Consider the following 14486-nt stretch of genomic DNA (forward strand, 5'->3'; position numbering starts at 1 on the left):
CTCTAAAGAAAGTGGTCCGTTAGGAAGGGGTGGGTAAGTCGTCTAATTCAATGATAAAGCGTTTATCGTTGATGACTGAAACTCGCTTAACCGTGGTTTGATAAAAAGGTAAGACGGTTTCACGAGATAGTATGGCTACCTTGTCACCTGGCTCGGCAAAGGTTAAGCCCATCTGTTGAAAATGACTAATAGATGCGATTAATTGATTGTCTTGTAGTTTACGATCAACGTTAACATAGGCTCCATGTACATTTATTCCATCATCTAACATGTGCTCCATAATACTATTTTCTACAATAATATCGCCTTTACAGCCGATAAAATGCGTAGCATCAGCTCGTGTTGCAACTAAACGGTTCTCTGCTGAAGTAACGACGAATTTGTCTAAATGAATATTCTCGGTTCGTTCAACAATTAACGCCATGCCTCCAGTGGCTAATACTTTGACATTCTCTATTTTTAAGTCTTTTGAGTTTGTGACATGGATCCCTGGCACTAAACGACTTGTAGGATTGCTACCATACACTACTAGTACACTACCTACTGGGGCTGGTTTTTTGTTGTTCTGAAAGCCACTGAATTCGATTAAGTTCTTACCTAGGCTTTTGGTTTTTGTTCCCCATACTGCGTATGAGCCTGTGTTATATATAGGTGATCGGGTATTGGCAGCAAATACTATATTGCTACCCACGTCGTCCCATTGGCCAAAACGTTCAAATAGTACTTCTCCTTTTTTAAAAGAGTAGGGGGATTGTTTGGGATCTACTTTCACTATCATACTGCGTGCTTTATCGTCACTCTTTACAATGGGTAGTTCCGCATGAAAAGGGCGAATAAAATCAATGGTAAAGTTCTTCAACGTTACGCTTTGGGTATTGTCTAAAGTAAAGGGTACAATGCGATCGTGAAACATAAACAACGATCCGTCCCCGTCGATAGTTAAGTTATTGGCATCAAAAATATTAAAGGCTAAACGCTTAAGGCCATTATCGTGATTCGCTACATATCGGTAACGTTCAACAGCTTCTTTGCGGGAGAAGTTATACTGTCCTTTGGGGAATCGTAAGGTAACGTTTTTTTGGTGTTTAATAGACTCTAGAAGTTGATTTAGCTTAAAGGTTGCATCTTGGTAAGGCACTATGCCGTGTTCTGCTACATTGATTGTAACGGCATTGGCACCAGACACTAAGCATGCTGTCAGGATAATGCTAAGGATTAAATATTTCATATACTGTTTTCTCTTTTGTATGCTTACTATTGAACGGTTACTTGTTTAAATTCTTGCTGTATTGCGCGGTTTTTGTGGCCATGCATAGAGATCATCTTGATCACAAACCAGTATTTATCGCCGCTAACGAGTGACTCACCCATATTGTAGGTGAGACGTAAACTTCCCAAATACCTTACTGTATCATTGGGCCTTGAGGTATCACTAGGAGAAAAAATCCGCTAGGGATTTGTTTGCAGAGACAGATACCTTTGACTCTTTCCCAAAGGTACGTGTTGATACCAACATTATTTGAATCAAAGCCGCTTTTAGGGCCCTATTCAGTATTTTGTCATTGCTCATTGCCTTACTTTCCTCATTACCATTAATTAGTATAAACCTTTATATTTTGACATCGGGTAGTGTCATTGCGCTCCCAAATAGCAAGAACTGTTATTATTGGAAGCTCGATAAAAACCGGATTACTGTATTGTGAGTATTGCGACGCCTTGCGGGGGAATGGTGATTGAATCGCCGTAGCTTTGATTGGTAAGTTTGTTAGTGAGTTGGCGGTAACTACCACCTTTTGATACTTTTATCTGATTGGTTTCTTTTGATACATTCACTAAAAAGAGCAAGCTGTCGCCATTAGCACTTTTAACGGTACGCCAAAAAATACCGTTGTTTGCAATTGGCTGAGCTAAGGTGCTGGAGTGAAGGTGTAATTCATAATCTGGTAACACTCTGGTGTTCAGCTAGAATATTAGAGACTAGTCTATCTAATCCAGTCCAATTCGAAAGTGAAATAATTTGTTCACTCTTTGCTTCCAATTGCGTTCTATGAGGCTTGTCATATTCATCATGAGTCAAACTTTGTTGATCCATGATAATAGTCCCACCATTATTTAAGTATTGTTGTAGCGCTGCTAATTCTTGTGCTGTGACATGTTGACTATCTTTAATAAGCATGACAGGGGCATTGATGTCTTGTTCGGTTAAAATATTCTCTGTTGTAAAGCCAATAGGTACACCTAAAAAGGACAACTGCCTATGAGTATCGTGTATGCCGTCCATATATCCTTTTTGATTAATAGCTGATGTTTTAGAATAGAAAATCCGAATAGGTTTATTTTGTTTTTGAATCATAGACAGTTCTGGCGCGAGGCGGTTCGCATCCATAAACGTTTTGGTTGCTGAGTGGAGCGCTTCAGGCAAGTGCGTCACGTTAACGACTTTGTCCAAGGTATCTTCTTCTCGATTTAACACTAAAGAGCCGTCAGCATTTCGATACCAAACCCAAGTTTTTGTAGCATTGATCCCATGCAGTAAACCCAACCAATAAGCTGAATTTACATATTCAGGTTTCATGTAAGGGTCAGCAAAAACGACTGAGCTAATAAAATGATTCTCTGAGTCATACATCATCTGTTCAGGTCGCACTGATTTCATAAAATCTAAGGACATGGCTGCGCTTTGCCAATCAAGGGAGAAGTGTTCTTTCCATGCCTGTTTACCATGTAGCTGTGTGGTTAACATTTTGGCATCGAAACCTATAATATCACCCGACGAAATGAGAGCTTCAAAGTCCATACCATGATCTTTAAGATCCTTGTACCATAATAAGGGCATGAGTTTAATATGAGTTTTTGCTTCGGGATCATGTTTTTTGATTTCTTGATTAAAGAATGTAAATAACTCTGTCACTCGCTTATTATTAAAAGTATTCCAGTCGTACCAAATTGGCGTGCCACGTAAATTTTTATCTATTGGAATGGCAATGTTGATCTGTTCGAATCCTGCGTATTGTGTTTGCCAGTTATTATTCAATTCTGTTATTGATGAATATTGCTTGCTCAGCCATTTTTCAAATTTAGTTTTGGTAAAATCAGAAACTTCGCCTGTATTCCAAGAGCCTGTAGCCGTAAAAAAGCTCGGTTCGTTGAATAGCATATAACCCATTTCCGCTCGTTTGCTACCTTTAAAAATAGGGACAAAGTGTCTGAATAATTGAGTATACAACTCTCTAGCTGCTGGATGATCGATATCATATTTTCCATAGTGTCGCTGCCCTACAGAAATATTGGGATGTTGTTGTTTTATCCATTTGGGTAGCACATTATTATCGAGGAAAATTGTGCCAATGGTTTCGTCGCTAAGGGTTTTGGCTCGCACTAATTGCTTTTGATCGACCGAACCATTTTGTTCGATTACCCGTGGCGATAAAAAGTAGCCATTAAATTGGCCATAGTATTTTTCAAAAGCTGGATGTTCTGGTTTCCACACATAATCTGCAAGGTAAACCGGTCGACCATTTTGTTCTAACTGTCCATTTTTGACAGTAATCTGTGACCAATCGATTTGTGGTAACTTGGGCCTTGTTATTTTGCCGTTTAGCAGTTTTTGAGTATCACTTATGGCATTTTTAAGTAAACGATTAACCCCTTCTTTTTCTCGTTGAGGTAGTGTGAGGGCCATTGCTTCTGCATTTTTCCGGTAAGTAGGGTGGCCACTATATGCACGAGTAAGTGTTTCTATGTTATTCTCGTCCCATGCTATCCATTGTGTAAATAGTGAAGCTGTATGTAGGGTCATGACTTCTTGTTCAACTGGAATGTCATGTTGCTGGGCTTGAATAATTAATTTTCCTAACTCTTTAGCTAGACTATGATTTTCCTGTGATAGTGAGCTTTTTGTAGGTTCAGGTTTATTGATGTAAGCATGTATTGTGGGGGTGAGAGTATCTGCAGTGACAGAATTTTCGTTAGTATTGTAGGCGCATGCCGTGAGTAAAAAGCTCGAACTTAGTGCGATAGTTTTTTTGTAATTTGAAAAGCGCATAGGGTTAACTCGTTAGTCTGTTGCAAATAATCTGAAATTGATTGAAGGAGTGATTCACTCGCTTCTTTTTATACTGTCATAATTTACAATAAAATTACAACTTTTAATGTAAACGTGTACACTTTATTTGTTACACTTTTAGGATATTCAATATTCTGGGGTGATAACTTTCTCTATCAACAGGTTGAAAGTTTAGAAATACTATGTCGAAGTTTTTGAGTACGCCGCAACATTCTGTTTCTATTAAACACAAAACGGCATTAGGGATTGGATTTCTCGCTATTTTTTTCTCTAGTCAAGGCGTGTCGATGTTTGCGACACCCTATTATCAAATGACCTTAGGTGTAGACCCTTTTTTATTAGCTTTGGCGATAAAAGTGCCTGTGATACTTGCAGGTTTATTCGCGCCTTTAGTTGGTTATTGGTCTGATAATACAAATACCTATATTGGTCGGCGCCGACCCTTTATATTTATTTTTCCTATCATGAGTGGAATCTTATTTGGTGTGATTTGGATGGTGCCTCCAGAATGGACCAATATAAACCAATTGATTTATTTTGCAGTATTCACTTTGCTGTTTAACATGGTATCGACATGTTGGACCGTGCCAATGAATTGCCTCGTATACGAAGCAAGTACTAACCACCACGAACGCACCTACATTATGGCGTTTGTAACTTATTTCTTAAAATTCTCATCTATTATTTATCATTGGATCTTTCCTATCGCTCAACTCAGTATTTTCAGTAGTGTATTTGTTGGCATTCAATACGTAGGTTGGGGAGTTGCCTTGTTTGTTTTTGGCGTGTGTGGAACGATTCCAGCTTTTTTTGTAAAAGAACGGAGCGCACCAAAAGAAAAGCCGTCGTTTTCATTTACTAGTAGTCTACGAGCTGTATTGAAAAACAAAAATCTAGCTATTATTTTACTACTAATATTCATTCAAATGTTGCTCGGAAACTATGCAGCAAGTGTTGATTATTACATCATTGTGTACCACATGAATGAAGGAGATATTTCGCTTGGAGCGAAGTGGAAGGCAGTGATGTCCAGCGCCTATGCAATTTGGGGGATCGTTTTTGTTTTTATTATTCCTAGAGTTTCGGCTCGAATTGGTAAAGTGGCTGCCATGAAGTGTATTTACGTATTGACTTTTTTGGCGGGGTAGCAAAGTGGTTTATTTACCAGCCTGGGCATAATTGGTGGTTAATAATGGATGCGGCATTGAGTACGTCTATTTGGGCTGGGATGGGAGTACTGATGCACTCCATGATTGCCGATCAAACTGATTGCGATGAAAATACACATGGTGTTCGTAGGGAGGGGATTTTTGTGTCGTTGCAAAATTTAATCGTTCAACTGTCTGTTTCTTTTGCTTTTATTGCAGCAGGATTTAGTTTGAACGTTATAGGCTTTGAGGCTGAACTTGGTGCAGGGCAGCCAAGTAGTACTTTGTTGTCAATGCGCATCATATTAGTGACCGGGACCTGTATAGCAGCAGCACTGGGTTATCTTGTTATTTCTCATTATAAAGCAGAAGAAGAATCAACCAACAATAGTCAATTTGCTTAACTGGATGTGGGAACAGCCAAGATGCACAAACGAGTATAGATGACAGTGGATGATTTGCAGGTCTCCTTGAATATGCATCTGTGTTAGGAAGTTATCCATCTGGAGCTAATCAATACAAGGCGTCAGTAAAGGGTAATCTAGTGCAATGTGTTTTGTATGAGTGTGTCCAACCAGTAGTCGAATATTTTTGTCGTGATTTTGTTTCGTATTGCCGCAAAACCATGCGTTTTGTCGCAATCTATTATACTTTATATCGTTAACTATAAAGTTAGGACGGTAATAAGCACTATGCAGCCAATAGAAGAAGAGAATACTTTAGATCTTGGTGCACAAGCCTTTGTTAAACAGAGTTTTCAGTTTTGGTCGTTGCAGTTTAGCGGTTGGATTGGTTATGCTTTAGTCGTATTTATTGCCATTATTCGTCCACAACTAGATAGTCCTTCTTTTAACTTCTCAGGACAAATGTTAAATCTGTTTGTCGAAGTAAGTAGTGGCTTTGTCTTAAGTTATCTACAGTGGTTATTTATTCGAAAAATTGTTCATCTGCCATTAAAAAAGACGCTCTTTCTCAGTTTTTTCAGTGCTGGGGTATTAGGTATCGTATTTAACGTCATTAAACTAGCGTCTTATAAAACAGTGGTTTACAACCAAGCTTGGCATGAACAATGGAGTATGTTGGAGTTTGGCGGCTGGTTTTTGTTTTCCTTGTCTGCGATGTTTGTCTGGACCGCTATTTTTTTATTATGTTGTACAATCTTAAGTTGCAAAAAGAGCACGAGATGTTACTGCTGGCACAAACCTTTGCTAAAGATGCGCAGTTACAAATGTTGCGTTATCAACTGAATCCTCATTTTCTATTCAATACTATGAATGCAATATCAACTTTGATTTACAAGAAAGATAATGAGGTAGCTGGTGAAATGTTAGACCAGTTATGCGCGTTTTTTAGATATTCTTTAGACGAAAAGTCATTGCAAAAAAGCACGTTAAAGAAAGAGCTAGAATTATTAGATTTATACTTATCTATTGAAAAAGTGCGCTTTGGCGAACGTTTGTCTGTCACTGTCGATGTTGCTTCAGATACGTTATGTGCTGAAGTGCCTACCTTATTTTTACAGCCCATAGTTGAAAATGCGATAAAGTATGGTGTAGAAACTCGAAAAGGAAAAGGGCATATATTGGTTTCGGCTACGCTTGAAAATCAAAATATCATTATTCTGGTCAAAGATGATGGGGCAGGAGAAGGAGAACAATCGGGTAAGGGGTTTGGGATTGGCTTAAAAAACACACGGGAGCGGTTGACTGCTTTGTTCAATCAAGAAAGTGAATTGCATATAGAAAACACAGGTAAAGGGACACAAGTCTATATTTCCTTTCCATTTCGTCGGCTCGAAAAATATGACAGCTAAGTTAATTACCGCCATTGTGGTTGATGATGAGCCTTTAGCCATAGAAGGCTTACGTATAAGGCTGGAAAATATCCCTGATGTAAAAGTGATAGGTGAAGCCACAGACGGCGACCAAGCTATAAAGCTCTGCCAAGCCTTACAGCCTGACGTGCTATTTTTAGACTTACGCTTGCCAGGATTAAATGGCTTGGAAGTGGTACAGGTTTTACAGGCGGACGTCATGCCTATGGTGGTGTTTGTGAGTGCGTATAGCGAATATGCATTGGATGCATTCGAGCTTAACGCTATTGATTATATTATGAAGCCAGCTAATTTAGGCAGACTACAGAAAACCATGGAGCGGGTGAGAGAGCGGCTTGCTCCTAAGCATAGAGATGTTGAAAAATTCAGATTATTGGAGGCGTTAGGTGAAACCTCTGGCATCACTATCTCTGAATTGGAACAATGGTTACAAAAGCCTGATCAACCCCTACCTAGTAATTTTCGCCATGAGTTAGTGATCAAAAATACAGATAACGAAAGAGTATTTGTGGCTGTGAAAGACATTCGCTGGATAGATGCCGCCGGAGATTACATGTGTATTCATACCGAGGCTGAAAATTTTATTGTACGTATCACCATGAAAAGTTTAGAAAGTGAACTAGATTCGAATATGTTTTGCCGCATTCATAAATCAACCTTAGTCAATATACAAAGTGTCAGGAGTATCCAGCCTTTGCGCAATAACGAAAGTATGTTGGATCTAGGCGACCAAGTTAAACTTAAAGTCAGTCGTAGTTACAGTGAGGCAGTGACTAAAATAATTCAAGCTCGGCAAGGACAGCAATAAGTGCTAGCTATTAATTATGGTAGTGGATGTAGGTGAAGGGTTGTGAATGGTACCTACTTCTAGTAAGGGCGCTGCATCAATGTCTTCTGCGTCCATCATTTTGGCAATGCGCTGCATAGTGGCAATTAATTGTGTTTGTTCCCAATCATCTAGTTTTTCAAAGCGGCTAATAAAGTGCTCTTGTAAAGGAGTGGGAGCACCTTGAATAGCGACTTGCCCTGTTGGGGTGAGATGTAAACCTACTTTTCGTTTGTCTTGAAGCGATCGCTCTCTAATCACGTAATTGCGGGCTTCGAGGCGATCTAGAATGCTCGTTACCGTAGCAGAACTTAAATTAATATTTTCAGCAATTTGCTTCACCATAATGCCGTCATTGGCGGCGACTTCTTGCATAACAATCAATTGGGGGCTGGTTAGGCCACTTTCTTTACTTAATTTTTTGAGTACAAATCAATAGCGCGAATGATTCGGCGCATCGAAACCAATAGTTCTTCGTATTTTTTCATATAAAAGGAGCTCAACTTAATTCAGGGCGAACTCTATCAAATTAAATGAATTTTGCATCTAATTTCGCTAAATTATTGTTTGGATAAAAATGAAAAATATCCACCATGCGTAATAAATGACTCTTTTTCCATATGTATGCTACGTAAATGTGTGGCCGTAAATTCTGTCATTTATTTGTAATGTAAGCAATTTATATAACTGGTTAGTGTTTTATATACGTAAAAATAGTTAGTATACTAATTAATAGTGCTGTAATATTCACTCCGTGTTTTTAGTGGATCAAATTGCTGTGCGAAGAAAGTGACAAAGATGCTACCTCTGGCTGCCTCAGGTTATGTACTGGCTGTTTCATTAATTAGAGGACTTTTTTCTCAATCAAGTTATGATTTGATCAACAAAAACCACAATTTTATTTAAATAATTTAACGGATTGTTATGAGCTATTTCTCTTTAGGACTTTATTTTTTGCTGATGCTGGCTATTGGCCTATTCGCATACAAACGTTCAACCAGTGATCTTTCGGGTTATATTTTGGGTGGACGAGCCGTTAGCCCTCAAGTTACGGCATTGTCGGCGGGGGCGTCAGACATGAGTGGATGGATGTTAATGGGGTTGCCGGGAGCGATGTTTGTCTCTGGGTTTGAAACCATATTCATTGCCATCGGTTTAGTTTTAGGGGCACTGGTCAACTATATATTAGTGGCACCTAAACTCAGGGCATATACCTCTGTCGCGAATGATTCGTTAACAATCCCTGAGTTTTTCGCTAAGCGTTTTGATAAGCCAAAAGTAAAATTCGTATTGTATCTGCTGTCATTATCGTTTTATTTTTCACCCTCTATACCTCGGCTGGGCTAGTGGCTGGTGGTAAGCTTTTCGAGTCAGCTTTTGATTTAAGCTATCACGTAGGACTGATTGTTACCTTAGGCGTGGTGGTGTCCTATACCCTTTTAGGTGGATTTCTAGCGGTGAGTATGACCGACTTTGTACAAGGCTGTATTATGTTTTTAGCATTGGTACTTGTTCCCGTTGTAGCCTTCCAAGAATTTAACAGTACAGCAGACATGTTGACCCATGCCCATCAATCTATTCCTACTTTTTCAGCAGCAATGCAAGATGTGACAGTTTTGGCATTAATATCCAGCATGGCCTGGGGATTGGGCTATTTTGGACAACCACATATCATAGTCCGTTTCATGGCTATTCGTTCAGTTAAAGATGTAGGCGTTGCTCGTAACATTGGTATGAGCTGGATGACGGTAACTATTGTGGGAGCTTTGGCGACAGGTCTAATAGGCGTGGCTTATGTGAATAAATTTAATTTAACCTTAGATGATCCTGAAACCATTTTTATCGTATTTTCTGAATTGTTGTTTAACCCGTTAATCAGTGGTTTTTTAATGGCGGCTATCTTGGCGGCTATTATGAGTACTATCTCTTCCCAGTTACTCGTGTCTGCTAGTTCGCTAACAGAAGATATCTATCGGTTATATGGAAGCCAATCAGATAAGCAAAAAAATACCGTGCTAATGGGGCGTTTTGGCGTAGCGGGCGTCGCGTTAGTCGCATTACTTTTATCTCTTGATAGTGATAACAGTATCCTATCTTTGGTGAGTAATGCTTGGGCCGGATTTGGCGCCGCCTTCGGCCCTCTTGTGTTATTTAGTTTGTATAAAAAGAATTTAACCTACAAAGCTGCTATTGCAGGCATGATTGTTGGTGCTGTCACAGTGTTGTTGTGGATTTACGCACCTGTCTTAGCCGATGGTAAAGCAATGAGTAGTGTTATGTATGAAATAGTGCCGGGGTTTTTAGCTAGTAGTATCACTATTTGGCTTATTTCTCATTTTGATCAATCACCCTCGGAAACAGTTGTCGCTATGTTTGAAGAAACGAATCGTGTGATAGCAAAAGTAAATTATCTTAAAGGAGCTAACCATGAATGAATTTAATTGGAAACGCATTGTAATAAAAGTGGGTAGTGCATTGATTGCCCCAGACAAAAAAGGCTGTAGTAGTCATTATTTATTGAGTATTGCGCAGTTTATTGTTCGTTGCAGAACCCTAGGGGTGGAAGTTGTATTGGTATCTTCTGGCTCCATCGCCGCAGGTGCTCATATGTTTTCTGGTGCCGAGCCAACTTTGCCCGTTAAAAAAGCCATGGCCGCTGCTGGGCAAACTGAAATGATGGCCACGTGGGATAGATTATTTGATTTTCCAACTGCGCAAATTTTATTAACTCACGCAGACTTACGTAACCGCGACCGATATATCAGTGTCAAAGATACAATTGATACTTTACTAAGTCATGGCATTTTACCTATTTTGAATGAAAACGACACGGTCACTACTGACAAACTTAAAGTGGGTGATAATGATAATCTGTCTGCCATGTTGGCCGCGGCGGCTAACGCTGATGCGTTGATTATTTGCTCTGATGTTGATGGTTTGTATGATAGAAATCCTCACACCCACGATGATGCAACGATTCTTTCTGAAGTTAATGAAATCACTGAAGAAATCTATGCCATGGCAGGGGGCGCGACTAGCGATGTGGGTACTGGCGGCATGAAAACTAAAATAGAGGCCGCAGAAAAAGCCACTTCACATGGTATTGAAACTTTTATCGTCAATGGTTTCACCCAGTTGTCGTTCAATATGTTATTAGAAGGTAAAAATGCAGGCACTATATTTAAGCCCTATGCAGAGCCCATGCAAGAACACGTGCATTGGATGACCCATACTTCTAAAGCGCAAGGTGAAGTGATAGTTGAAAATGACTTTGACGCAGCACTAGACGCTGACAGTGAGCAACTCACCAGTGACGAAATTTTATCTGTTGAAGGTGACTTTTTAGTGGGGGATACAATCTTGGTTCGCAAAGACGACGGAACTAAGTTGGCCAATGCTAAATCTAACTACAGTAGTTGCTTACTTAGCTTTTTTGCTGACCGAAATAATGAACAAGCGGGACCAGCTGAATATACCTCTGGACCAATTATTTCTGAGAAAAATGTTGCTCTGTTGGATGAGTCAAAAGGAGACTAGCCCTCAGGCGATTCTTTTTGTAGCTCTTATTGCTAGTTACCAACCCCTCTACATAGAGCTTCATTTTATGGCGTAGAGGGGGATACCAATCCACTCTACCGTCATTTCCCATCTCATCTTATCGTAATTTTGTTTCGCTTTATCGAGTAATTTTGTGCTTGGCGATTCATACCGCATGCTGGTTTCTTAACAGCGCATTTACATTGTTAATAATATGTTCGAAATTTATCATTTGCTTGATTGTTTTAATAATCAACACCTTTGAGCACACACTCTATATACCTAAAACTATAAGAATCTAGGTATGAAAGGTGGAGAGAAGTCGGCACGCGAAAATACATAAACACTAGGCAAGTGTTTGAGCGGTTGAACTTGTTACTTAGCCAAATTTTGAGAATCACACAATGAATAAAGCAGCTCGAAATATCAGCCAATTAGTCGTTTGCGCATCAGCAATTACACTACTAGGTTGCGGAGGAGGAGCCGAAACGAACACGGTTTCAGATGCAGTTGACCCAGCAAAGCCTGTTTCTGATTGGAATATGGTTTGGAATGACGAATTTGATGGGGCGTTTATCGATAGTAAAAAATGGACTCATGAAGTTAATTGCGACGGTGGCGGCAACAACGAAAAGCAATGTTATACCGACAGTGCTGAAAACTCTTATGTACAAGATGGCGTGTTGAATATTGTCGCGTTGCCGGCCGCAGAGGGGGCAGAAAAACCCTACACCTCAGCAAGACTTGTGACCCAGTACAAAGCTGACTTTAAATACGGACGCGTTGAAATGCGTGCTAAAGCGCCCTCTGGGCAAGGCAGTTGGCCAGCATTTTGGATGATGCCAACCGATTCAGAATATGGTGGCTGGCCTCGTTCGGGTGAGATCGATATTTTTGAATCAGTAAATTTAGGCGTAACTGATGATGAAGGAAATGTAGAACATGAGGTCCATGGCACGCTGCATTATGGAAAACCTTGGCCTAACAATGCGTCATCTGGTACTTCATATAGCTATCAAGGCAACGCCAATCCAGCAGACGATTTTCATACTTATGCGGTTGAGTGGCAAGAGGGCGAAATTCGTTGGTACGTAGACGATTATTTATTTGCCACGCAACGTCAATCGGAAGTGCGTTACAACGGATCAGGTGAGGCTGTCGGCTTAGCGCACAAGGGCTGGTTTACTGAATACTACGAGCAAACCTCAGGTGAACTTACGACCCATTGGGACAGTGCTCCTTTTGACCAAGACTTTTTCTAATTCTGAATTTCGCTGTGGGTGGAGACTGGCCAGAGAACGTTAATAGCTTAGGGGTTGATGCCGCGGCGTTTGCTGCTGGTGATAATGCCTTTGAAGTAGATTATGTACGTGTTTACGAATGTGCGATAGACCCAGACACAGGTAAAGGCTGCGAAACCGTAAGAGGAGGCTACGATAGCTTAGACGATGCTCTACTTGAAGGTGAAGCGCCCGGTATTGGCGGTGGAGTGGCGACTAACTTGACGGTTTTTGCTAATGGTAGAAACCCTATTTGGCCCGTTTGGGATTGTTGCGGTGGTACAACTCCCACTATAGAACTTACTGAAGAAAATGGCGCGGTAGCAGAGTTTGCTATTGGTGCTGAGCCAACAGTCATGGGGTTTAATTCCCGTCTATCTACAGCCTACGGTGTCGAGCCTTTTGATGCATCACCTCTAGCCGAAGCGGGCTTTATTTCGTTTGATATGAAGATTATTGATTTTCCTAATGACACCTCAGCATCTTGGTATATCAAACTAGAAAGCGCTGACGCTGCGTCAGCGGCAGACTTCCAGTTAACAGAAAGTATCGAAGGGGTTGCACCTGTTTCGGGGCAATGGCAAACCTACACTTTTGCGCTACAAGACTTTGCTAACAAAGGTCTAGATTTAGCCCAGTTAGATATCGTTATGGTCTTTCCAGCATGGGGGCAAGGAGAAGGAGCGGTTTATCAAATAGACAATGTCAAAATTGCTCAACCACTTGCTGAGCTAGTGCTGTTTGAAGATGCGGCTAACGCAGATTGGCCCGCTTGGGATTGTTGTACTGACACTACACCAACAGAAGTGATGGATGATGCTGAACATGGCTTAGTTACCGAGTTTACAATCACAGGCGATACCGTCATGGGCTTTTTGGCCACAACGGACGTGTCGTTAGATGCCAGCGGCATCGCCAGTACAGGCGTGGTGACCTTTGATATGAAAGTCATGGCCGCGCCAACCGATGCATCGTCAGTATGGAAGTTCAAAATCGAAGCTGGTGGGGCGACAAGTGCAGTCGAGCTAGATCTAATCGAAGGATCTGCTGGCATCGCCCCAGTTGTTGGTGAATGGCAGACCTACACTTTTTCACTCGCATCCTTGCAAGCTGCTGGCCTAGACGTTAGCGATATTGACGTAGTCATGGTTTTCCCAGCATGGGGAACGGGGGAAGGCGCGGTTTATCGTATTGATAATGCAAAGATTTATAGTCCTGAGCCTCCTAGATTAACGTTAATGGCAGATACTTTGCCAGAGCAGTGGACAATTTGGGATTGCTGTGCTGATTCCACTCCAACTATTGTGTTGGACGACGAGACTCATGGTGCTACGGCTGAGTTTGCAGTGACTGGCGATACGGTGATGGGGTTCTTGGCAAATGATGGCGTTTATTTTGATGCCAGCAGTATTGTTGAAACTGGCATTGTTAGTTTTGAAATGAAGGTCATGTCTGCGCCGGACGATGCGACCTCCGTTTGGAAGTTTAAAGTGGAGTCGGTTGATACTAGTTCTGAGGTAGAGCTAGATCTCATTCATGGCTCTGGGGCGATTGAACCGGTTGTTGGTGAATGGCAAACCTACTCATTTACTTTGAAAGCACTGCAAGAGGCGGGATTAGATGTTAGCCAGATTGAAGTCATCATGGTCTTTCCTGCATGGGGTTCAGGTGCGGGCGCTGTGTACCGAATTGATAATGCTTACATTGGTAATCCTTAAAGTGTAGGTAAATCGCAATATTAAAAACAGGTACGCTGGGTAGACAACAACTCAGTCGTCGGCAGCGTATTTTATAT

At 40.9% G+C, this 14486-nt stretch carries 7 protein-coding genes and 4 pseudogenes; 7 read left to right on the top strand and 4 right to left on the bottom strand.

The features are described 5' to 3' along the window. Positions 1-19 precede the first annotated feature (19 nt). The 3 genes from RS130_RS09925 to RS130_RS09935 all read right to left on the bottom strand — a co-directional run bounded on the left by RS130_RS09925 (position 20) and on the right by RS130_RS09935 (position 4045). Positions 20-1228, bottom strand: coding sequence for an alpha-1,3-galactosidase-related protein (locus tag RS130_RS09925; RefSeq protein ID WP_316025825.1), 1209 nt, complete (start codon positions 1226-1228; stop codon positions 20-22). Between the two features lie 461 nt (positions 1229-1689). Then, positions 1690-1950: a hypothetical protein gene (locus RS130_RS09930; RefSeq protein ID WP_316025826.1), complete on the bottom strand. Its 261-nt coding sequence runs from the start codon at positions 1948-1950 to the stop codon at positions 1690-1692. Beyond that, complete coding sequence (locus RS130_RS09935; protein WP_316025827.1) at positions 1934-4045, bottom strand: alpha-amylase family protein; 2112 nt, start codon at positions 4043-4045, stop codon at positions 1934-1936. The genes RS130_RS09930 and RS130_RS09935 overlap by 17 nt, the downstream gene beginning before the upstream one ends. 308 nt (positions 4046-4353) lie before the next feature. Between RS130_RS09935 and RS130_RS23735 the strand changes: the two are divergent. The 4 genes and pseudogenes from RS130_RS23735 to RS130_RS09960 all read left to right on the top strand — a co-directional run bounded on the left by RS130_RS23735 (position 4354) and on the right by RS130_RS09960 (position 7856). Then, positions 4354-5618 (top strand): annotated as a pseudogene (locus RS130_RS23735) (MFS transporter). Between the two features lie 288 nt (positions 5619-5906). Then, positions 5907-6461, top strand: a complete 555-nt coding sequence (locus RS130_RS09950) for a hypothetical protein (protein ID WP_316025830.1) — start codon at positions 5907-5909, stop codon at positions 6459-6461. Further along, the gene (locus RS130_RS09955) at positions 6398-7027 is read left to right on the top strand and encodes a sensor histidine kinase (protein ID WP_316025831.1); all 630 of its coding nucleotides are present in this window, start codon (positions 6398-6400) and stop codon (positions 7025-7027) included. Before RS130_RS09950 ends, RS130_RS09955 begins: the two co-directional genes overlap by 64 nt. Beyond that, positions 7017-7856, top strand: a complete 840-nt coding sequence (locus RS130_RS09960) for a LytR/AlgR family response regulator transcription factor (protein WP_316025832.1) — start codon at positions 7017-7019, stop codon at positions 7854-7856. The genes RS130_RS09955 and RS130_RS09960 overlap by 11 nt, the downstream gene beginning before the upstream one ends. A gap of 3 nt (positions 7857-7859) precedes the next feature. Here the strand turns inward: RS130_RS09960 and RS130_RS09965 are convergent. Next, positions 7860-8362: pseudogene (locus RS130_RS09965) on the bottom strand (MarR family winged helix-turn-helix transcriptional regulator). A 436-nt stretch (positions 8363-8798) separates the two neighbouring features. On the opposite strand from RS130_RS09965, the pseudogene putP reads away from it, so the two are divergent. The 3 genes and pseudogenes from putP (at position 8799) to RS130_RS09980 (ending at position 14409) form a co-directional block, all read left to right on the top strand. Further along, positions 8799-10309: pseudogene (gene putP, locus RS130_RS09970) on the top strand (sodium/proline symporter PutP). Further along, positions 10302-11411, top strand: a complete 1110-nt coding sequence (gene proB, locus RS130_RS09975; RefSeq protein ID WP_316025833.1) for a glutamate 5-kinase — start codon at positions 10302-10304, stop codon at positions 11409-11411. The pseudogene putP and the gene proB overlap by 8 nt, the downstream one beginning before the upstream one ends. A gap of 404 nt (positions 11412-11815) precedes the next feature. After that, positions 11816-14409: pseudogene (locus RS130_RS09980) on the top strand (family 16 glycosylhydrolase). Positions 14410-14486 lie beyond the last annotated feature (77 nt).

This window comes from Paraglaciecola aquimarina (assembly GCF_032464635.1).
GTDB classification, from domain to species: domain Bacteria; phylum Pseudomonadota; class Gammaproteobacteria; order Enterobacterales; family Alteromonadaceae; genus Paraglaciecola; species Paraglaciecola aquimarina.